A 20,280-nucleotide genomic window follows, 5' to 3' on the forward strand; every position below is an offset into this window, starting at 1 on the left:
AGGTGTCCTTCATGGAGAATCGCACCCTCAACTTCAGCATCTTCCGCTATAACCCCGCCACGCCGGATATTAAGCCTCGGATGCAGGATTATCAATTGGATGAAACGCCGAACATGACGGTCTTTATAGCCCTCAACCGATTACGGGAGGAGCAGGACCCATCCCTGATATTTGACTTTGTCTGCCGAGCCGCCATCTGCGGTTCGTGCGCCATGCTGATCAACGGCAGACCCCGCCTGGCCTGCAAGACCCTTACCATCGACTTGCCGGAGAATATTACGCTTATGCCCCTGCCGGTCTTCAAGTTGGTGGGAGATCTCTCGGTGGATACCGGCGTCTGGTTCCGTCATATGGGTATGCGTACGGAATCCTGGATTCACGCCGACCAGAAGTTTAATCCCAAGGCCCAGGAAGAGCGCATGGATAATCCCACCGCCTTGGATATTTACGAGGCCGAGCGCTGTATAGAATGCGGCTGTTGTATTGCCGCCTGTGCTACGGCCAATATCCGGGAGGATTTTTTAGGAGCTGCGGGCATTAACCGTATTGCCCGCTTCCTCATCGACCCGCGGGATAAGCGCACCCCGTCCCAGGTCTTCGAAGTAGTCGGTACCGATGAGGGTGTGTTCGGCTGCATCGGTCTGATGGCCTGCGATGTCCTCTGCCCGATGGAGATCCCCCTGCAAACCCAACTGGCCCTGGTCCGCCGTAAGATGATGGGAGCAGCGATTGCCAGGCGGTAATTAAGTATAAAAGTTCATAATAAGCGGTGAGGAAGTAGTCACGGCCCAACGAGGGAAGAGGAAGACACTCTTCCCTTCGTTCAAGGAAACCAAAAATTGTAGGTTTTGGCACCGAAAAAGAAAAATTCGTTGGCCAAATCTTTTTGGAAGTGTATAATGAATATTTAATTTAAGATTGTACGGTGTATTAAGACAACAAAGAGCGCCCATAGCTCAGCTGGACAGAGCAACGGACTACGAATCCGTGTGTCGGGAGTTCGAATCTCTCTGGGCGCGCCAAGAATATCAAGGGGTTAGCTCATTTAGTTAACCCCTCTTTTTTGCCTTGGTGTCCATATAGGTGTCCAAGCGTCAAATTTTCTCATCCACGAGTCGCCTGAGTTCATCCCTCCCCACGGTGTTGTATCGTTTGAAGACGCTCATGGTCTTGTGGCCGCTTACCGCCATAATCCGAAAGTAGTCATGGCCTTCCTGGCGCCAGTTATTGATAGCCGTATGACGCAGGTCGTGAAAGGTAAAATCTTCGATCCCTGCCGCCTTGCAGGCCGTTTCCCCCTGGGTGTGGCAGGATAGCCCCATATCAAATATTCGCTTCCTGTAAAATCAATGCCGTCAACTCTTTTGAAAGATCATCGGAAAGCCGGATACGGAGACCCGTACGTCCGGTTTGACGAGGGGAAGGGGCAAGCTTTGCATGGTCTGCTGGCCTTTTGCCGCGCCCCCCGAAAGGGCTGATACTCTGGAAGCTTCGGATGGACCTGCCGGTGTTGCAGTGTTGGGGGAGCACCGCCCACCATTCCTTGATCCATTCTCAGACTGCTGAAGTACTACGTAGTATCAGGAAGAGTCAGAAGAACTTACCCTTCCAGAGGCTTGATTTCCCCTCCGCCTATTTCATAGCCGAGGGCTCTGGCAATCTGCACATGGAGTTCGGAGGGTTTTTCAAAGAGTCGCTCCGGCTTGGCTTCTTCAGAGAGCAGAAAGATGGCTGTTCTGAGGGAGCGCATCTCTTCAATGGCTTCTTTGGCATTGAGCAGGAGACCCGCCTTATCCAGTCGGCTGTCCAATATGCCCTGATAGGTCAGGGCCGCCATGCAGACAAAGACATGAATAGGGATCTTGGACTCAGTCCAGTGGTATTGGGGGGTCAGAGCAGATTGAAAGAGGGTCTGCGGACGGTTGAAACTCTCTCCCAAAAGACCGCGACCCACGGCCAGACCGCAGACCTCTTGGGCCTGCCAATCGAGCCGGTCGGTGCGGACAACCATTTTGCCCATTTTTTGCAGCATAGCGGCACACTGGCGGCGGTTAAGCTGCGACTGGACAAAAGATCTGCCATCTTCCCGGCCAAAGGTCAATTTCATGACCTCAAAGTCCAGGGATAGATCTTTGCAGCGAGAGACAAAGCGGCCTTTGATTTCCCGTATGAAGCTCTCCAGGGGCTGCGACCGAAGTTCGCGTTGCCAAATGATCAAGTCCTGTCGGAGCTTTTGTAGCCTGTCCCGCAACTCCCGCCGCATTTTTCTATACAAGGCCGGGTCAAAAAGTATGAAGGCCTGCTCTTTTTCCGCTCGGCTGGGACCGAAATAAAGGATGCTGAGGTGTTCTTCGCCCAGGGACCGGAGACGAAGGTTATGTTTGCAGGGAAGAACTTGATAGGCGCGGGTAGAGACGCTGAGCAGTTCCGGGTAGGCGTCCGGCGATACGACAGCAATAAAGCGAACGTGGTCCTTGTCGGCAATCTTCTCACACAGAGGAGCGGCATTAAGGTTGGCACCGATGAGGACGGTAAGGTCTTGAAAAGAGGTGCCAAGGAAAGAAACCTTGGCAAGCAGATTATCCACCATCGGCCCGAAGTGTTTGATGACCGGTTCACCTTCATCAATGGTCTGATAATATAAAGGAATCCCCCGGCGATTAGTCAACAGGGCAATTTTTACCTGATGCTTGGGCGTTTTGTTAAACCGAACGGAGCTTACCGGGCTGCGACCGATAAAGGCATTCTGGCCTGCCGACGGGAACAGCAGACCGGTTTCCATCAACAGATGAGCATTTTCTTCCACTGACACCGAGGCAATCACCTTTTTAAAAAAACGGTTTTTGATCTTTTCCAACTCCGCAGTGCGGATGCGGTCCCAATGGTTCCAAAAGTTTTGAGAGCTCAGGGAAATAAGGCGAACCGGCCTGATCCGTTGGATATCCGTCTGCTCGAACCAGGCTGCCAACTTCCTTTTGCTTGTAGGGGCAATGGCGCGGTTCATGGCGGCATAGAAAATAATCTCGCCCAACGAGGGACCGCGAATCTTTTTGCCGGGCGGAAGGATTTCGTCGATGATGCCAACCAGATCTATCTTCAAATCTAAGGCGTGGATGAGAAAAACTGAACCATATTCTTTGGGTGAAAAGCCTTCGGGAAGATTGCCTTCTCTGACCTCGAAGAGGGACCGGACATTATCGGCGGTGCCTAAGCAGACCTGATTGACTATGGTCGGTCTGCCTTTGATGCGTTGGGATTCCCGGATATAATAATACGTCAGGTCTTTTTTGACTTTCTTATGAAGATGGGCCATAGAGCTGTCCTTGCGTAGTTATTAGGTTGGCATGCAAAGGCGTATCACACTGACTAATGCTGCGTTTCACTAACCTGAATATCGGTCGTAATAAACTAATTCATCAAATAAATTTTAAACTATTTATTAAGCTAAAAAAGTTGTCATAAAAACCTAATTTTATAGGTAAGATTTCTTACCTAGATAAAAATGTCTACTTTCGGGCAAGAACAGGCTACCGCACTTCCCGCCCAGTTCTAGCAGGCAACGTGGCAATCGAGGGAATCTGGCACGCCGGTAGCAAAAGAGCGGCAGACTCCGTCTGGCAGCTCCCCACCTCGGATGACTACTACAAGAGCAGCACTTGATCGGAGGTGTAGCCTTTCTGAATGGCATAGCGCACTAATTCGGCTATCTTCCGACATCCGAGCTTGCGCATCATGTTAGCCCGATGGTGTTCAACGGTGCGGGAGCTGATAAAGAGCACTGCGCCGATTTCTTTGCTCGATTTGCCTTCGGCAATGAGGCGGAGAATTTCTTTTTCCCTTTTAGTCAGGGGATCTTCGGGAAATTGAGAGCGGTCTTCCCGATATTTGCGGAGGAGCAAGTCCTTTAGCTGGGGTGAAAGCAGGGGAGAGATATACGTTCCTTGTTGGCGGATGGTATCGATGGCAGAAAAAAGCTCTGTGTCGGCGTCTTCTTTTAAGAGGTAGCCATCGGCGCCGACGCTCAGAGCATAATTGAGATATTCATTACTTTTGTGCATGGTGAGGATCAAGATTTTCAGCTTTGGATACCGTTTTTTAATTTCCTTGGCAGCCTCCAGACCCTGTATCTGGGGCATGGAGATATCGAGCAGGATTAAATCTGGGACGGTCTGCTTCAACATCTCTAACAATTCGACGCCGTTGCTGGCCTCGCCGATAATTTTTAAGGCCGGATTGGCATTAATAATTTTTCTAATGCCTTGCCGGAACATGACATGATCATCGGCAATAATTAAGGTGTAAGGCTTCATCAGAAATCCTTTCATGAGAGAGTTTTTTGTTGTAGAGGCACTGTAAAAACAACGTGAGTGCCAAATTCCAAGCCACTGGAGATGTCTAAGGCGCCTCCTAATATATGCACCCGTTCGTTAATGGACGATAGACCTAAACCTACATCCAGAGATGATCGATTCAGGGTCGACCCGAGTTCGAACCCCTGACCGTTATCGGCCACCGAGACGGTCAACCTGTCTGGCGTGCGGTCAATGTGTACGGTCACAGCCGTTGCCTGGGCGTGCTTTTCAATATTGGTGAACAGTTCCTGAAAGATACGATATAAATGAATCTGCGCCTGGGAGGAGAGAGAAACATCGATCCCGTCTAGTTCCTGAAGATTTTCGGTAATCTGATAAAACCGACGGTATCCGTCCAGAAGATGCCGGAGCGCCGCCGCTAAACCGACATTTTCCAGGAGTGAAGGGCTGAGATCATGGGCCAGGCGCCGAACATTCTCCACCACTTCATTGATGTACGCCGCCATACTGGTGCACTCCCGTTTCAACCTGGCTTGATCTTTGCGGAGCTTATCGGCAACAGATTTTAGTTGCAGTTTAAGGGCTGTGAGGCTCTGTCCTAATTCATCGTGCAGTTCGAGGGATAGCCGACGGCGTTCGGTTTCCTGGGCGCGGAAGATTTGCGAGGCCAGCATCCGCAACCTGCTGTCCGATTGCCTGAGGGCAGCTTCTAAATGTTTCCGTTCGGTAATATCCTGGGCGTTGATGACAACGCCGCCCACCGCCGGTTCGTGCAGCAGGTTTTTTCCTTTGACTTCCCAAACCCGCCAGGAGCCATCCCGACGTCGGAGCTGTACTTCGGTAGTAAAGGTCTGGCCCGTCTGTCGCAACATTTGTGAAAAAAAGTTTTTTAGCGGCTGGCGTTCTTCCGGATGCACCAGCTCGAAGGCGTTCTTGCCGATAAGTTCTGCCACCGGATAGTCAAGCAGTCGGGTAACGCTCGGATTCAGATAGCGGCAGACACCCTCCGAGGTGAGCAGGCCGATCACATCGGAGATGTTCTCGGTGAGCAGGCGGAAATATTCTTCCCGGCGCAGGGCAGCAATTTCGGCCTCGCGCCGGGCCGAGATGTCGGTGACGATACCGACGCTACCTTTAAACTCACCCTGGGAATCAAATATGGGTTGGGGGGATACGATAGAGGAAAATGCACTACCGTCTTTCCTTTGCCACTCTATCTCATATGGTGATTTATCACCGGCCCGACGCTTGGCAAGCTCCGCCCGTAAAATGTCTTGATTCGTCTGATCAAGAAGCTCCAAAACATTGCGACCGACCAGTTCTTCAGCAGAATATCTTAAGAGTTCACAGATTTTCGGATTAGCATAGGTGATACCACCTCGCTCATCCAGCACCCCTAAACCATCGTTCATGGTCTCTACCAGAAAACGGTGGTGTTTTTCGCTCTCACGGAGCGTCGCTTCGGCCTGCTGTCGCCGGGTAACATTGACCAGGCTGCCCAAAATTGCCGGTCGCCCCTGATGCTCCACTAACTGGCCCAATAATTCGCAATAGACTAGCGAGCCATTTTTGTGGAGACCTTTAATGACATATGCCTCTGGGGGCTGACCCTTGAGACGGTTGGCGATCTGTTGTCTTATCAGGTCGCGGTCATCCTCATGTACCAAATCGAGTGGAGAGATCACGTTCAGGAGTTCCACCGGGGTATAGCCGAAGGTCCGGGCAAAAACCGGATTGACATAAATAAAACGGTTATCCTGGATAAGGTAGACCCCTACCAAAGAGCCCTCGGTATACATGCGGAACCGGCGCTCGCTCTGTCGCAAGGCCTCTTCGGCTTCTTTGCGCTTGGTGATATCCCGCCCAACCCCCTGAAGTTCGATGATCCTCCCCTGATCATCGAAAAAGGCATGGCTTATCCATGATAACCAGTAAGTCTGGCCATCGGGCAGGTTGATTGGATATTCGATTTCTCTCACCGAATCTGTGGGGGTGAGAGAACTGATCAGGTCTTTGACCCGCGGTTGATCTTCGGCAGTGAGGAAGGGCGGGAGGGAGCGACCCACAAAATCTTTAGAATCCTTGCCAACGAAGCGACAAAAGGCCTCATTAACGTAGGTCAGGGTGGTATCGGGTCGAAATCGACAGATGATCTCACTCTGACTCTCCACAATGGCGCGGTAGCGTTTCTCGCTGAGCTCCAACTCCTCCTGTATCTGCCTGGTTGTCGTCACATCAATCAGAGAGCCGATATACTCAAGCGGCTGGTCCTGCCGGTTTAGTACCAGGTTGAAGTTATCGTGCAACCAGCGAAACGTTCCATCCCGGTGGCGGAACCGGTATTCGATGACCTGAGGCCCTACCCCCTGTTGGAAAGAGTTTTTCAGGAGCAGGAGGGGACGATCTTCAGGATGGACGTGTTGTTCCCAAAAATCCGGTTCGGACAAGACTTCTTCTGTGGTATAGCCGATTAAGTTAACTATATTCCTGCTGAGGTAGGTTAATACACATCGATCCTGCAAGATGCAGCTATAAAGGGCCGCAGGGCTATGATACAACAAGTGCTCCAGGCGTGCCTGGGTCTTTTCCAATTCTTTTCGGGTCTGGCGGTCATCGGTGATGTCCAGAACATAAATGCCCACCCGAACAACCTTGCCCTCGTCATTAAAGATGGGGTAGACGGTATGATAAAAAATCCGGCCACGTGATTCATCTTCGAAGCGGTTGATTCTACCGGTCTGAAAGACCTCTGCAACCTTGGCCCTCCTGGTCTCGCGCACCTTCTCAGGGAGTAACGCATAAACATTCAGACCCACGATCTCTGCTAACGGCCGCCCCGCACGCTGGGCGGCGGCGTCATTGGCGGCGATAATGGTGCCTTGCGAATCTAGCAGCAAGGCTACGTCTTGCAGGGCCTGGAAAAGCGCCTTGTGTGCATTCTCGCTCTGTCGGGCCGTTTGCTCCAATGCCTTCCGGGCTGAGATATCGCGTACGGTGGCAATCAGATATCTTTTCCGGCTGATGGTGGCCGAAGTCAGATTTAATTCTACCCAATGCTGGCGTCCATGTCGGTCCTGTGCCAACCACTCGAAGAGTTGCGGACCTTCCTGCAGAGCTTTGGCGATATATTCCTGGGCTTCAGCGAGGGAGTACGGCGGCTTGCCGGTAAAAAGCAGTCCTAGAGATAGATTAGAGATTTCGTGATTGGCAAAACCAGTCATCTCCGAAAACTTCTCATTCGCCGCCACGAATGTCAGATTTTCAGCGTCAATGACCACGACGGCGTCATTAATGACATCAAAAAGTAAACTATACAATTCGCGCGGGAAAGCGCAAGGACAAGAGGTCTGATTCTGATAAGGAAATATCAGCTCGGATTTGGGTTCGGGATTTTTCTTACTTCTCTGGTTCATAGTCCGTAGGATGCAATAACCGGTTTAAAATACAATTCAATTCTACTAGATGTCAAAGTACTTCACAAGATTGCCATATTACCTAAGATAATATTCCTAATATTGTCAATGTATAAATAATGAGTAGTATTTTATCAGCTTGTTAGACTAATAATCAAAACTAATTTTCCGTCTCTTTTTTATCAGATAAATGTGTGGCAGAGGGTTTCCAAGTCTGCTAAACTTTCGCCTGGAGTGAACAAGGTCAAAACCGGTTTTTGCCAATGAGGTATCTACGTGCACGTGTTTAACTGGCAGGAAGTGGATTGGGTGCTGCTGGATATGGATGGCACCCTGTTGGATAAGCATTTCGACGATTATTTTTGGGAAACTCTGGTTCCCCGGGAATACGCTTGCCGCCAGGGGTTGGAACTGGCTGCGGCCCGACAGGAAGTATTTGCCCGCTACCAACGGCAGGAAGGAACCCTGAACTGGACTGACATTGATTTCTGGTCTCGCGAACTTGACCTGGATATCCCGGCCCTGAAGGAGGGCATCCGGCACCTGATTGAGGTGCATCCGGACAGCGAGCCTTTCCTGCGGTATGTGCGCCGCCTTCATAAACGGGTGATTCTGGTCACCAATGCCCATTACAAGACCCTGGAGCTGAAAATGAATCAGGTAGGGTTGCTCGGTTGCTTCGACGCCGTATTATCTTCCTTTGATCTCGGCGCCCCCAAAGAGGATCGCCGGTTTTGGCAAAGATTAGAGGCCAAGCTGCAATTTGAGCCCGGGCGTACCATGTTGGTAGACGACAACCGTGAGGTCTTGCAGGCTGCCAGGAATTACGGGGTTCGTTTTGTCTTTTTTAAGGCCCGCTCAAGTTCTCAAGCGGCCCCTGAAACCTCCCGCCGATTTCCTGTGATCCATTATTTCACCGAGTTGATGCCTCCTTTGGAGAGCGCTGAGTAATATAGCATGGAGATGATCATCCCGAGGAAAGCGGGGTTTATGCAAACTAGCTTCTTTTATTATCTAGAGCCTTGAGGAGGCTCCGGCAGTGATAATGAACGAAGCATTTTTCTGCTTCGCTTATTATAACCGCTTCTTTCAAGAAGACCGGCGGCGGAAAAAACTATTTAGGTAGCGGCCAGAGATTACTCAAGCTTTTTCCCGCCAGATGTTCGCCCCCAGAGCTGACAGTTTTGTTTCTATCCTTTCATAGCCCCGGTCCAGGTGATAAACCCGATGCACCTCGGTCTGGCCCCTAGCGCCGAGGCCGGCCAGGATTAACGAGGCGCTGGCCCGCAGGTCGGTTGCCATAACTGGTGCACCCTGCAAAGATTTTACGCCCCGGACCACCGCCTGATTGCCGGAAACGACGATATCGGCGCCCAACCGTTTGAGCTCGCTGACATGCATGAAACGTTTCTCAAATATGGTTTCAGTGATGACACTTACACCTCGCGCCAAGGTCATCACGGTCATGAACTGGGCCTGCATATCCGTGGGAAACCCGGGGTAGGGCAGGGTTTTGACATCCACGCCGATCAGATGCCCCCCAGAGGAGACTTTGATAGAGTCATGATCAACGCTTATTCGCAATCCGGCTTCGGCGAACTTATCCAGAACGGCAGTCAGGTGTTCCACCGGGGCCTGGCGGATGACCACTTCACCCCTGGTAATGGCGGCTGCAGCCAGGTAGGTGCCGGCTTCAATACGGTCCGGCATAATGCGATAACTGGCCGGCCGGAGGTATTTAACGCCCTGAACAGTAAGCACGTCGGAACCGATCCCTTGGATATCAGCGCCCATGGCCTGAAGGAATTGGGCCAGGTCCGCAATTTCGGGTTCCTGGGCGGCGTTTTTAATGACCGTTTTACCGCGGGCCAACACCGCTGCCATGAGCAGGTTTTCCGTTCCGGTGACGGTGGGAAAATCAAGGATGATCCGGGCACCCTCCAGGCGTTTTACTGTGGCCTCCACATAGCCATGCTGGAGGGTTATCTTGACACCCATCTCCTCCAATCCCTTGAGATGCAGGTTGATGGGACGGGCGCCAATGGCGCAACCGCCAGGGAGGGAGATGCGGGCTCGGCCCACTCGAGCGACCAACGGACCCAATACGAGGACTGCGGCCCGCATGGTCTTGACTAAATCATAGGGAGCCTCCCAGGAGGTGAGTTCACTGGCGTCAACTTCCAGACCCCCAGAAAGGTCTTGAAAATGCACTCCTAAATTGCCCAGCAGTTTTTTGGCGGTGCGAATATCGGCCAGGTTCGGCACGTTTAGCAAAGTATGACGGCCTGGGGCCAGCAAGGTGGCGGCCAGGATAGGCAAGGCGGCGTTCTTGGCGCCGCTGATCAATACTTCGCCCCGCAATGGAACGCCGCCGGCAATAACAATCTTATCCATGCCTTCAGCCCTATCATAAAAATCAGATAATCTCAAGCATTATCTTAGGGATAGATGAATTTTGAGCAGAACCGCCTGGTATATTCGGATGGGGAGCAAGAATAGCGAGGGAGAAAGGGGGATTGGGAAAATTTTCTCAAAAAATTTCCCTATCAGGGTAAAATGGTTGCTTATCAGCAAATTTTAAGTTTATTATTAACAGATTAAGGTATTTTGGATAGAGGAAAGGCGCCAGGGGTGGTGGATGGGAGAGTCTGGCCGAAAGGTGGAATATGAGGCGTGACGTGAGGTTTAGGGCTACCGGGTCGTTAAGCTATACAATTTTTCTCAGTCTGCTCGTGATTCTGAGCGCCTGCTGTTTCGGGAGCTATCCGGTTCGGGCAGAGGTGATCCGCCTCGGCGAGATCAATCCCTTGACCGGAAGTTTCGCCCTGCATGGCTTAGAGATTCATCAAGGCATAACCTACGCCGTGGAGGAGGTAAACGCCAGGGGAGGGGTGCAGGGTCGTCGGGTGGAGCTTCTCAGCCGGGACGATCAGAGCCGCCCCGATGTGGCCTTGAATCAGACCCAAGACCTGCTCTACCGTGAGAAAGTCGTGGGCCTGCTGGGCGGTTATGTAGACTCGCTGGTGAGCCCCATCAGTTCTCTGGCAGCCCGTTGCAGTGTGCCTTACGTAGCCGCCGCCAGTCTGCAGAAGTCCTTAACTGCCAAACCCAATCCCTTTTTCTTTCGCGTCTCCTGCATCAGTGGCGTCATTCAGCCCTTATGTCGGTTCTTAGGCGAAGAGCTGAAGCCGAAAAGAGTGGCCATCCTCTATATGGCAACCCCCGGATCCACCGAGTTTGCTCAAGGAGTCAAAGAAAGTCTCGGCAAATATGGTATCCAAACCGTGGTTTGCGAAAAATTTCGCCCTGGGGCACCGGATTTCTCCGTTTTTCTGTTAAAGGTGAAGCAGCAAAAGGCCGAAGTAGTAATTTCGGGCGGTTTCTTCCAGGATAATTTATTGTTAGTCCGTCAGCTGGGCGAACAGCAGACTTCCATTCAGGCCTTCATTGCCCCCTGGGGAGTGGCTTACGAGAAATTTATTCGAGAAATGGGCCGGAGCGGCGAGGGTCTTATGGGTATGTGCGCCTGGAACCCAGGCATTACCCAACCGGGGACCGAAAAAGTTTCTCAGGATTTTGTGCGAGGGTTCAGCCAGCGATTCGGACAGATGCCTAATACTACTACCATGCACGGTTATACCGCCGCCCGGGCGCTCTTGGCGGCTGTTGAGCAGGCCGTTCTTAAACCGGAAGGTCTGAACGGCGCTGCCATCAGCCGGGCCTTACGGAATTTAGATCTCCTCCTGCCCATGGAGCGCCTACGCTTCGATAATCAGGGCGATCCCTTGGACTACAACCAGGTAATTGTGCAGGTTCAAAAAGGGCAGCTCCAGGTGGTCTATCCAACCGGACGGGCCACTGCTGGCAGTATACGTTATAAGTAAAGCAGAGAAGATAGACAACCATGAGCGTCTGGCAACAGGCTGTGATTTCCGGCATTTCTTTGGGCTCTTTTTACGTTCTATTGGCTATGGGTTTCTCCCTGATCTTTGGGGTTACCCATGCCTTTAATCTGGCCCACGGAGAACTGATCCTGCTGAGCGGCTACCTGGCCTACGCCCTGTGGAAATTTCTTGCTGTGCCTTTTTACTGGACTTTGCCGCTGTGCATGCTGTTGTTGCCGACCGCAGCATTAGGGCTGCAATGGCTGCTCCGGCGGCTGCCGCAACCTTTTGAGATGAATTCCCTGGTGGTCACGTTCGGTCTGGCCATTATCCTGCAGAACCTGTTTCTGGCGTTCTTTTCCGCTGACTTCCGCTTAATTATGCTGGAGCAATCGATCATTTTGGACCTGCCGGGCTGGTCCGTTCTGATAACTGCCAATCAGGTGCTGCTATTTTTCTGTTCACTGGGGGCTGTCGCGGTCATACATCTCTTCCTGCACCGGACTTTTCTCGGCAAGGCCCTGCGGGCGACCATTCAGGACCGGGAAGGGGCGGCGTTGGCCGGGATCAGAGTCGGGCAAATGCAGGTCATTGCCTTCGCCGTGGGCGGCGGGCTGATCGGCTTGGCCGGTCCGTTGTTTGCCACCAACATGTATTTGTATCCCGCCGGCGGCATGGAGGCGACCCTCATTGCCATCATTATCACTATCGCAGCCGGGGTAGGCCGGACGCGCAGCCTTTTGTTGAGCGGTTGGCTTTTGGGTCTGGCAGAATCTTTGGCCACCTTATTGGCAGGTGCCAGTTGGCGGGAGATGATCAGTGCCGCCGTCCTGATTCTCATTCTGCTTCTGCGGCCGCAGGGACTTTTTGCCAAAAAAACTGCGAGTTAAACTGCCCACTGCTTACTAATTTCATATGAATGTGGCCCTTGGTTTATGATGCCTACTACTGTCTGAAAGCCGACCAAAAAGTAATGTCTCGTCATATCGTGGTTAAGATCCTGATATCAGCGGCGGTCATGCTGTTCTTTGGCGGGCCGCTATTCCTGCCCGGGGCGGATTTGTACCTGCTCGTATTCGGGCTTGCCTGTTTTTATGCCACCCTGGCTCTGGCGTGGAATATCTTTGCCTTGAGTGGTCTCCTTTCCTTGGGGCACGCCGCTTTTTTCGGTTTGGGCGCTTATGGGGCGGTGCTGCTGGAAAACTGGGGACATTGGCCGACATATCCGGCAATCATGGCCGGTGGGGCATTGGGCATGGTGTATGGCTGCCTTTGGAGTTTAGCCTTTCAGAGACTGCGCGGGGCCTATTTTGCCCTGGCCTCTCTGGCGGCAATGGAAATCCCGCGGGTGGTTATCGATAACTGGGAAACCCTGACCTCGGGTTCCTTAGGCATTGTCGGCATCAGTCGCCTTCCCAGCCTTAGTATCGGTTCTCTGGTGATCCCGGTGGGCGACAACCTGCAATCCCAATATTGTTTTCTCTTTTTTCTCATGGCGGCGGTCGGACTTCTCCACTGGCGGGCGATGCGGTCAAAATGGGGCTGGGGTCTGCGGGCCATCCGGGGGGATGAAGAGGCGGCGGAAGTCTTAGGGGTCAATGTCTTTGGGTATCGATGCCTGACCCTATGCCTGAGTTCTTATATCACCGGCGTCTGCGGCGGGGTGTATGCCCATCTGGTAGGATTGATTGAACCGGCCATGGTTTTCAACCTGCAGTTGGCCGCCTTTCCGTTGGTGCTCAGTTTATTTGGCGGACGCTATGCAGTTCTAGGCCCGATTATAGGGGCGTTGACGCTTTATCCGTTGGACCAGTTGGTTTTGCAGCCTTGGTTACCTCAAGGGCATGCAGCGATTTATGGGCTGGTTATTATCTTGACAATCTTCTTTTTCCCGCGCGGGTTGGCTTCATGGTTCAGCAGGCTTCCCAAGAACTCCTAGAATTGCGGCACCTGGAAATTATCCGGGGAGGTCGGCGGGTGCTGTGTGACATCGATCTCAAAGTAAAGCAGCAGGAGATTATCGGCATTGTCGGCCCCAACGGGGCAGGCAAAACGACTCTGATGAGTGCTATTGCCGGTCAGATAAAACCTGCGGCAGGAAGTATCCTGTTTCGAGGGCAGAATATCAGCTCCTGGCCGCCTCATCGACGCTGTTGGGCCGGAATCGCCCGAACCTTTCAAATTCCGAAGCCGTTTCCCGAGATGACCGCTTGGGAAAATGTTGCCATCGGTGCCTGGTTTGGCAAAACCGGACGGAGACGGAGCATAACCAGGAGTCGGGCCTTGAAATTTTTGGAGATGGTGGGGTTACCGCACAAAGCCGATACACTCGGGAAAGAACTGACCCTGTCGGAACAGCGCCGCCTGGAGGTGGCACGGGCTTTGGCAACGCAGCCCCAGATCTTATTGCTGGATGAGGTAGCTGCCGGCCTGAGTCCGAAGATGGTCAGCCAGGTGGCAAAATTAGTGACCAGACTGAGACAAAAGGGCGTAACCCTGATCATTATTGACCATTTCCTTAATCTTACCCTGGAGGTTTCGGATCGGCTGGTGGTTCTGGATCGGGGGGAAAAGATCATGGAAGGACCGCCCCCAGTAGTCATCCGCCATCCGGAAGTAGTCGGCGCCTATCTCGGCACCCGCCGGCTCCTCAAATCTCAGGAGGCTGAGAGTTGAAATCGGAAACTTCGGGCGAACCGCTGCTGGCGATTGAGCACCTCTGCACCTCGTATAACCACACCTGCATCATTAAGGATGTGTCGCTACGTCTCTGGCCGCAACAGGTAGTCGCCGTGGTCGGACCCAACGGCGCCGGTAAAACCACAATATTGAAGGCCGTGGGGGGCTTATTGCGCCCGGTCAGCGGCAAAATTTACCTTGTCGGAGAAGACCTGACCCAATTGCCGGTCTGGGAAGTAGTGCGCCGCGGAGTGGTCTACGTCCCTGAAGGAACAAATGTATTTCCCGATATGAGCGTTTTGGAAAATTTAGAAATCGGTGGTTATCTCAATCGGACGTTGATTCCCGAACGTTTAGCATTGGTTTATGAGTTATTCCCGGAACTCCATCTGAAGTTGCGGATACCTGCTGGCAGCCTGAGCGGCGGCCAGCAGCGGATGCTGGTGCTGGCCCGCGGTCTCATGGCCGGGGCTCGGCTGCTGCTTTTGGATGATCCTTTCTTGGGTCTTTCTCCCAAATATGTTAAAATATTCTGCGATGCCTTCCGCGTCCTGCGGCGGCAGGGCATGACCCTGTTTATTTCGGGGCAGCATGTCCGCCGTATACTCAATGTTGCTGACCTGGCCTTTCTCATTGAAGAAGGGGAGATCACGCTGACCGGTTCGGGTGCCGAACTGTTGCAGAATCATCACTTGCGGCGGACCCTCTTTGGCATCGAAGCCACCTGTGATCCGGCGGACGTTTTGACCTAAGCGTGCAGCGTTTCCTCTTGGAGCAAAGATCAAGAACTACAGTGAGGCATAAAAGCAGGAAAAGCACGTATCTGCTGCGGATAGCTTAACTATCGGTTTCTGTTTATCACTAGTCGCCGGCGTCTGGCAAAAGGAGAGACAACTGATGAACCGCGCCAAAAGCTGGGGGGTTGAAGCCAAAGTTGGTGTTTTTGTATTGGCTGCATTGCTCCTGCTCGGGTATATGAGTCTGCGAGTCGGAAAATTCAGCTTTGTCACCTGGGGGGAGCAGTTTCCTCTCCAGGCCCGTTTTACCTCTGTCTCCGGTCTGGCCGAAAACGGCCGGGTAGAGATCGCCGGAGTTGAGGTCGGGCGGATCAAAGCCATCCACCTGAGCGACGGCCGGGCTCTGGTGGATTTACTGCTCAGACCGGGGCTGGACCTGCGTCAAGACGCCCAAGCCCGCATCCGCACTAAAGGGATGCTAGGGGAGAAATACATCGAGCTGGAATTGGGCTCTCCTGACAATCCAGCCCTACCGGCCGGTGGAGTGATCAGCCGGACTGAGTCGGCGGTGGAATTTGATCAACTGTTGAGCAAAGTCCCTGCTCTCTTGGATGATTTTCGTCCAATCCTGAATGATGTCCGGGCCGTCAGCCAGACCTTGCAACGGGTCATCGGCACCACCGAGGGTGAGACTTCCCTGAAAGAGATTCTGGAGAACTTTAACCAGGCCAGTAAATCTCTCAGCCAGGTAGCCCGGGGACTGGAACGGGGCGAAGGTACGCTGGGCAAACTCCTGAAAGACGACGGGCTCTATCGTGAGGTGCAGGGCGTCGTCCGGGAGGTGCAGTCAGCGGCGAAAAATCTCACGGCCTTTTCGGATAAGCTTGCCAGGGGAGACGGCACCATCGCCAAGCTGGTGAATGATAAAGGCCTGTATGAGCAGGCCAACCAGGCCATCACCCGGCTAAACCGGGTGGCTCACAAGATCGATGCCGCCGAAGGTACTCTCGGTAAACTGGTAAACGATAAGTCGCTCTATGATGATGCCAAGAAAGCGGTGAAAAACGTCAACCAGGCCATGGAGGGCATTAAGGAGCAGTCGCCCGTGACCATGATGGGCGTGGTCGGCTCCACCGTCCTGCGCTAGCGCCTGATCTCTAAAGCTGACCGATAATATGCAGGTTTTCGGGATCCCGATCCGACCGCGGCCTTAACATGTCGCTCTTTTCCCGCTACGGACAGAAGATTATCCTCTTGGCCGCCGTTGTCGGAGTGCTCCTGGCTGGCTGCACCGGTACCCCCCAGGGCGGGCGGCGTTTAAACCTGTCGCCGCTGCTCTTCTACAGCGAGGAGCCGGCTGTGGGCCGCAGCCGCATGGAGCTGTTGGGACCGATCTATTCGCGCCAGCGGGACGGCGGCAGCACTCTTACTACTGTGGCCCCCTTGTTTTATATCTGGCGCAACGGCGACGGCGGCACTGAAACGGAATTTTTGTACCCCCTCGGGCACTATAAGACCAGCGGCGGCGATTCCCGATTCAGTATCATCCCCTTCAGCGCCTGGACCGAGGAGCTGCCCGAAGGCGCCTCCACCTGGCAATTTTTTCCCTTTTACGGCGGCCGCACCTCCGGCGGCGAGGCTTACGGCGGTATCTTTCCGCTCTTTGGCACTTATAAAGAGCGCTTCCACCGGGACTCCGGGGCCTTCTTCCTCTGGCCGTTGTATTCTACCTCTACCGAAGGCGAGGCTCGTCACTACCGTTTTCTCTGGCCGCTGTTTTCTTATTCCACCGGTGGCGAGCAGGCCTGCACCTTCTGGCCCCTGGGCGGAAAGATCATCAAACCCGGCGTTTATGAAAAGTACTATGCCCTGTGGCCCCTGATTCATTACCAGCGCCTGCAGTTAGATACCGAAAACCCGCGCACGGTGAACATGGCCTTGCCTTTCTACGTCTGGGACACCTCGCCGATGGGTTATCGCAAAAGTATTCTCTTTCCCTTTTTTACCCATTACCATCAGGACAAAGGTAATTTTGAACAGTGGGATGCCCCCTGGCCCTTATACCAACAGGGCGATGGGGACAATTTTTATCTGCGCAATTACTTTCCTTTTTATTACCGTAAGATCGAGCGCTCCAGAGATCAGATGAAACTTTTCTGGCTGCTCTATGACCGCATCACTGAGGATGACGGCCAGAGATGGGAGAGAATCCACCGCTATCTGATTTTTAGCACCTATCTGGCCGAAATAGACGGCCAGGGGAATTGGTCAGAAAAACACCGGTTGTGGCCGCTATTCTATGATAGTGAACGTTCGGACTTTCGGCATTTCCATGCACCCGTTATCCTACCGATGCAATCGGAGGGATGGGACCGCCTCTTCGGTCCCTGGCTGTATCTCTGGACTCAGGACCGGCAGAATGAGTACCGTCAGGGCAGACTCTTGTGGGGCATCTATCGGTGGGAGGAAACCCCGGAATACCGGCTCTGGGAACTGAGTTTCCTCGCCTCCCGGCAGACCACGGCCACCGGCGGCGTCTTCCGGCTGTTGTCGGGACTGTTGACCCTGGAGCGGGAGGGGACGATGCGGCGGCTGAAGCTCTTATACCTCCCTTGGGGGTTGCATTGGTAAAGCAGTGATCAGTCCACAAAAACTAGTTACCCATACAACACCGGCCATGACTCGGCGCTATGCTCACTTGCGAGATGAGGCTTTACAGGCGGCGGCAAGTGTGGCAAGCACTATCATTGCCCAACGAGAATAACTTTCTGGAAGGTCGCTTTATCCGTGGTTTCTCCAGGAAACACCTGATGACAGAGAGGAATACCATCTTTGGTCATGACCAGTCCCAGCACTACCTGAGGGCAACCGGAATGGTCCCGATCATAGCCGTAATTTTGCAACGTCGGTTTATCTGATTGGGAGGAGGGATTTCGGACCTTATCCGCTCGCTCAATCTCACAATAGCACGAGGTCAGGTCGTAAAAAACCAAGTCCAGGGGTGCGTCGAAGAGGGTCAGGATCGGCCAGGCCAGTTTGGGCTCCAATTCTGCTTTGTGTTCAATGAGAAAGTCCAAAGAGCGTAACAAGTGATTATAATCAACCTGCTCCCGGTCGATACCGGGAAGGTGCACCCCCTCGAGCCAATCCAAGAGGTGGAGTTTGGCCATGGGATCTAAGAGACGCTTGGCTACCATAACTTTGAGGTTGGCAATGACATCGAACTCGAACTGCCTACCCTGGAGGAATTTTTTGAAAACCTGGGTCCAGTCCATCTCCTCCCAGAGGCGGAAGATGGTATAAATGGAGCCGAAATCCAGGCTACCCGTAGGAGGGATGCTCTCTTGCGGCTTTGCTTCTTCGAGTTTAAAGAATATTTTCAATCCTGCGATAATTTCTTGGATTTGTTCAGAGGAGTATTGCGAAGCCGAGCCGAAGTTAACCAGAATCCGCTGCCGAACTTTGCCCTCTTTAGTCCGGTAAGATTCGACGATGTGGAGGGACTGATAAATCTTATCGCCCCGTTTTCGAGTGGTCGTCCGCAAGTACATGACGCCACTATAGCATGGTAGCTTAGATTGTCAATATATAAAGATATTATATATATATAATATTATATGCCGACACTACAGGGTGGTGATTTTTCGTATCTAACCGATTGAATTTGTTCAGGGGCAACCTGGAATTTTGTGTTTTACTGATAATCTCCGGTGGTAATTAATTCCAGAGAAATGATATTAAACGCATGTGGCTATTGTCAAGCGATAAAATTGCCGAGAGTGGAAATTATGGCTAAGAAGATGTTTTCCAAAGAGATCTTTCTGCGGCAGGTTAAAAAGCTGATGGCAGAGAAGGGCATCAAGGACCAGAAAGTCTTCAATGACATGGTGGGAGTGCAACGGGCCATTAGCCGTTGGAAATCGGGAGAGTCCCGTCCCTCGGTGGACAGCCTCATGGTGATCCAGGAGATTTTCGGTAAATCCATCGACTGGTTGCTGACCGGGGAAGAACCCCCGGCTTTCCGGCCGGTCCAGCCCATCATCTCTCTGGCTGGGACCGAGCCCGAGGTTCCGGAGGGCTTACGGCCGGAATATTACCTGGCCGTCCCTATGGTCGAGGGGCGCATTGCTGCGGGGTATGCCGGCGCCATTCCCGGGGATTATGTGGAAGATCTGGTGTGGGTCTATAAACCTGAGATCGGGGCCCGCCAACACCACAACCTGCGGGCCGTGCGTTTGCGTCACGACTCCGAATCAATGGAACCCACCATCCACCGGGGCTCCATCGTCATCATCGATCCCACGGAGATCCAGATAACACCAAAGGCCATTTTTGCCGTACGCTTGGACAGCGAGGGAGGATGCGCCCTGAAGCGGGTACAGCAGACTAAAGATCTCTGGGTGCTGGTGTCGGATAACCCCGAGTACGACCCCATCGCTATTGAAAAAGCAAGAATTCCGACCATTATCATCGGTCGGGTGATCTGGTCCTGGACTAGCTGGGTGCGGGAGCCGTTATATGAGGGACGTGCAGGGAGTAATATGAAGAAGAACGGTTTGGTCTAACTTTGCCTCTAATGTTTTCAGACGATAGAGGAATAAAAAAATAGACTTCAAATTATAGAGACTAAAATATATGTCTGATTATTTCCATTATATTTCGACATCCGATTATAATTTCAATATTACTCTTCTAAATGTTCCTGAGGCAGTTTCTTTGTTTGACGATATTGACAAGCAAACACATGACCTCCAGAAACATTTAAATGCATTACCAGATTTGACGAGCAAAGATGCTTTTTACCTTATTGGGATTTTTCTTATTATTAGCCATAGGCAAATGAGGAATGCATTCTTTTTATTTCTCAGAAGAATGTCTTATGATGGCATGTTACTCTTTCGCGTTGGCCTAGAAAGTGCCATATTTGCTTATAGAATTTTCAAAGACACATCACTTGCGACAGTATGGGCGTTAAAGAATGATAATTGGAAAGATTTTTCAGATAAATTTCGTAGAGCTAAATATCCCTTAGATATCCCATATAGAGATGAAATTAAAAAAACATGGATTTGTTAAATAACTATTGTGCTCATCCAAATATTAATTATTTCTCTGGGTCTATAGTATTTCCTGAAGATATTAAAAATGAAGAGAATAAGGAGATAAAAGTTCACTTCTTTGACCATAAAGAGACTAATTTTCGCAATAACTTAATCTGGTTTTTAGATTGTTGTTTAAAGATAATTGCAATTTA

Annotated in this window: 16 protein-coding genes, 1 tRNA gene and 1 pseudogene; 12 read left to right on the forward strand and 6 right to left on the reverse strand. The window is 52.1% G+C overall.

What is annotated here, in order from left to right; translation table 11 throughout:
* Positions 1-11: 11 nt before the first annotated feature.
* Together DESAC_RS04280 and DESAC_RS04285 are read left to right on the forward strand one after the other, a co-directional pair.
* A complete protein-coding gene (locus tag DESAC_RS04280) occupies positions 12-743 on the forward strand; it encodes a fumarate reductase iron-sulfur subunit (protein ID WP_013705852.1) in 732 nt (243 codons plus the stop codon).
* 202 nt (positions 744-945) lie between these two features.
* Positions 946-1,022 (forward strand) — tRNA-Arg (locus DESAC_RS04285).
* 72 nt (positions 1,023-1,094) lie between these two features.
* On the opposite strand, the gene DESAC_RS04290 is transcribed toward DESAC_RS04285, so the two are convergent.
* The 4 genes from DESAC_RS04290 to DESAC_RS04305 form a co-directional block, all read right to left on the reverse strand.
* A complete protein-coding gene (locus tag DESAC_RS04290) occupies positions 1,095-1,322 on the reverse strand; it encodes a tyrosine-type recombinase/integrase (protein ID WP_041283798.1) in 228 nt (75 codons plus the stop codon).
* Between the two features lie 278 nt (positions 1,323-1,600).
* Complete coding sequence (locus DESAC_RS04295; RefSeq protein WP_013705853.1) at positions 1,601-3,313, reverse strand: IS1634 family transposase; 1,713 nt, start codon at positions 3,311-3,313, stop codon at positions 1,601-1,603.
* Positions 3,314-3,641: 328 nt separating this feature from the next.
* Positions 3,642-4,310 (reverse strand): response regulator, encoded by a 669-nt coding sequence (locus tag DESAC_RS04300; RefSeq protein WP_013705854.1) that lies wholly within the window; start codon positions 4,308-4,310, stop codon positions 3,642-3,644.
* 11 nt (positions 4,311-4,321) lie between these two features.
* Complete coding sequence (locus DESAC_RS04305; RefSeq protein ID WP_013705855.1) at positions 4,322-7,726, reverse strand: PAS domain-containing sensor histidine kinase; 3,405 nt, start codon at positions 7,724-7,726, stop codon at positions 4,322-4,324.
* 276 nt (positions 7,727-8,002) lie between these two features.
* Between DESAC_RS04305 and yrfG the strand changes: the two genes are divergently transcribed.
* Positions 8,003-8,677, forward strand: a complete 675-nt coding sequence (gene yrfG / locus DESAC_RS04310; protein ID WP_013705856.1) for a GMP/IMP nucleotidase — start codon at positions 8,003-8,005, stop codon at positions 8,675-8,677.
* Positions 8,678-8,866: 189 nt separating this feature from the next.
* Here the strand turns inward: yrfG and murA are convergent, their stop codons facing one another.
* Positions 8,867-10,120 carry a UDP-N-acetylglucosamine 1-carboxyvinyltransferase gene (murA, locus tag DESAC_RS04315; RefSeq protein WP_013705857.1) on the reverse strand — a complete coding sequence of 418 codons (1,254 nt, stop codon included), beginning with the start codon at positions 10,118-10,120 and terminating at the stop codon, positions 8,867-8,869.
* Between the two features lie 272 nt (positions 10,121-10,392).
* Between murA and DESAC_RS04320 the strand changes: the two genes are divergently transcribed.
* From DESAC_RS04320 to DESAC_RS04350, 7 genes are all read left to right on the forward strand, one after another.
* On the forward strand, positions 10,393-11,610 hold the full coding sequence (locus DESAC_RS04320) for an ABC transporter substrate-binding protein (RefSeq protein ID WP_013705858.1): 1,218 nt from the start codon (positions 10,393-10,395) through the stop codon (positions 11,608-11,610).
* A 20-nt stretch (positions 11,611-11,630) separates the two neighbouring features.
* Entirely contained in the window at positions 11,631-12,500 is an 870-nt protein-coding gene (locus DESAC_RS04325) for a branched-chain amino acid ABC transporter permease (protein WP_013705859.1), read from the forward strand.
* Positions 12,501-12,538: 38 nt separating this feature from the next.
* The gene (locus DESAC_RS04330) at positions 12,539-13,549 is read left to right on the forward strand and encodes a branched-chain amino acid ABC transporter permease (protein WP_041283800.1); all 1,011 of its coding nucleotides are present in this window, start codon (positions 12,539-12,541) and stop codon (positions 13,547-13,549) included.
* Positions 13,519-14,286 carry an ABC transporter ATP-binding protein gene (locus DESAC_RS04335; RefSeq protein WP_013705861.1) on the forward strand — a complete coding sequence of 256 codons (768 nt, stop codon included), beginning with the start codon at positions 13,519-13,521 and terminating at the stop codon, positions 14,284-14,286. Before DESAC_RS04330 ends, DESAC_RS04335 begins: the two co-directional genes overlap by 31 nt.
* Complete coding sequence (locus tag DESAC_RS04340) at positions 14,283-15,041, forward strand: ABC transporter ATP-binding protein (RefSeq protein WP_013705862.1); 759 nt, start codon at positions 14,283-14,285, stop codon at positions 15,039-15,041. Before DESAC_RS04335 ends, DESAC_RS04340 begins: the two co-directional genes overlap by 4 nt.
* 145 nt (positions 15,042-15,186) lie before the next feature.
* Positions 15,187-16,173 carry an MlaD family protein gene (locus tag DESAC_RS04345; protein WP_013705863.1) on the forward strand — a complete coding sequence of 329 codons (987 nt, stop codon included), beginning with the start codon at positions 15,187-15,189 and terminating at the stop codon, positions 16,171-16,173.
* Positions 16,174-16,241: 68 nt separating this feature from the next.
* Positions 16,242-17,657 carry a hypothetical protein gene (locus DESAC_RS04350; protein ID WP_013705864.1) on the forward strand — a complete coding sequence of 472 codons (1,416 nt, stop codon included), beginning with the start codon at positions 16,242-16,244 and terminating at the stop codon, positions 17,655-17,657.
* Between the two features lie 125 nt (positions 17,658-17,782).
* Here DESAC_RS04350 and DESAC_RS04355 read toward each other — a convergent pair.
* A pseudogene (locus tag DESAC_RS04355) lies at positions 17,783-18,577 on the reverse strand (IS1634 family transposase); the annotation flags it as partial.
* A 237-nt stretch (positions 18,578-18,814) separates the two neighbouring features.
* Between DESAC_RS04355 and DESAC_RS04360 the strand changes: the two are divergent.
* Positions 18,815-19,591 (forward strand): XRE family transcriptional regulator, encoded by a 777-nt coding sequence (locus DESAC_RS04360; RefSeq protein WP_013705866.1) that lies wholly within the window; start codon positions 18,815-18,817, stop codon positions 19,589-19,591.
* A 70-nt stretch (positions 19,592-19,661) separates the two neighbouring features.
* Positions 19,662-20,102 (forward strand): hypothetical protein, encoded by a 441-nt coding sequence (locus DESAC_RS04365; RefSeq protein WP_013705867.1) that lies wholly within the window; start codon positions 19,662-19,664, stop codon positions 20,100-20,102.
* Positions 20,103-20,280 lie beyond the last annotated feature (178 nt).

The organism is Desulfobacca acetoxidans DSM 11109 (assembly GCF_000195295.1).
In the GTDB taxonomy this organism is placed as follows: domain Bacteria; phylum Desulfobacterota; class Desulfobaccia; order Desulfobaccales; family Desulfobaccaceae; genus Desulfobacca; species Desulfobacca acetoxidans.